The sequence below is a fragment of the Streptococcus sp. SR1 genome (assembly GCF_000526075.1).
GTDB lineage: Bacteria > Bacillota > Bacilli > Lactobacillales > Streptococcaceae > Streptococcus > Streptococcus halitosis.
Window position 1 is genome coordinate 1 of the sequence record NZ_JATR01000009.1, and the last position, 1,097, is coordinate 1,097.

Sequence of the window (1,097 nt, forward strand, 5' to 3'; positions counted from 1 at the left end):
TATCAGTAGCTTCAAAGGTATGTTTCATAGCAGCAATAACTGCTTTGCCCTGAGCTTTTGTTCTACATCTATCAAAGACATTTCTCTCTAAGTGACAAAGACAGTTTTGCCAGGCAGCGCCTGTGAGCACCTCACCAATTGCTCTTACAAGACCTGCATGGGCATCAGAGATAACAAGTTTCACTCCACTCAGTCCTCGCTCTCTCAAAGAGATAAGAAAGTCTTTCCAGGAAAGATACGACTCGGTATCTATACACTCAAGCCCTATGATTTGTCTTTTAGCTTCTGTGTTTACAGCTATAGCAATAACGACAGCACGCTTGGTTGTATGTCCTGCCTCTCTTATAGGAATATAGGTTGCATCAAGCCAAAGGTAAGGCCATCTGTCAAAAGACAAAGAGCTGTGTCTTAAGTCATCTACCTCTTCATCTAAAGACTTAACAAGTCTCGAGACTCTGCTTCTGCTGATCTTTTCAACACCAAGCTCACTTAGTGCTTTTTCTACCTTTCTGTTTGAGATACCTAGAGTCCACATATCACAGATACAGCTTGCAAGGGCTGTGTCACATCTACTCCACTTGCTTACGATATCATCAGGAAAATAGGTTCCTTCACGAAGTTTTGGAATTTTTAAGGTAAGAGTTCCAACTGAAGTGACGAGCTTTCGCTCACGGTATCCATTGCGAACACAACCAAGCTCTTCTACTTGCTCAACCATTACGGTATTTACTAAGTCTTCAAGTAGTGTTCGTGCCATACCGTTTAAATCTAATTTGTGATCTTGGGTGTAGGAGAGCTCAGTTTCGTGTAAAGTTTGCATTGCGGTTATTTCCTTTCTGAATTGGTTATGGTGACTATATTTTAGGAAATAACCGCACTTCTTTTAAACACCTGAAATGCTTGCTTACACCACTTTTCGGGACACGACCGGAAACGTTGTATGCAGAAACCTGTATTCCCCAACTAAACGCATTTTTTACCACCTGGGTGCGCGGGCGCAGTTACGTCCCAAATTACTCAAACAAGGCGAGAGAATCAGGCTCCATGAGAGCTCTCATGAAGGGGCTTTTGAAATCAGCTTCGGACATACTTCAAAG

Annotated in this window: 1 protein-coding gene; it reads right to left on the reverse strand. The window is 42.5% G+C overall.

Going from position 1 to position 1,097, the window contains the following annotated elements:
• The coding region (locus HMPREF1518_RS02335) for an IS256 family transposase (protein ID WP_156025208.1) at positions 1 to 820 on the reverse strand (820 nt) is incomplete at its 3' end.
• Positions 821 to 1,097: the final 277 nt, after the last annotated feature.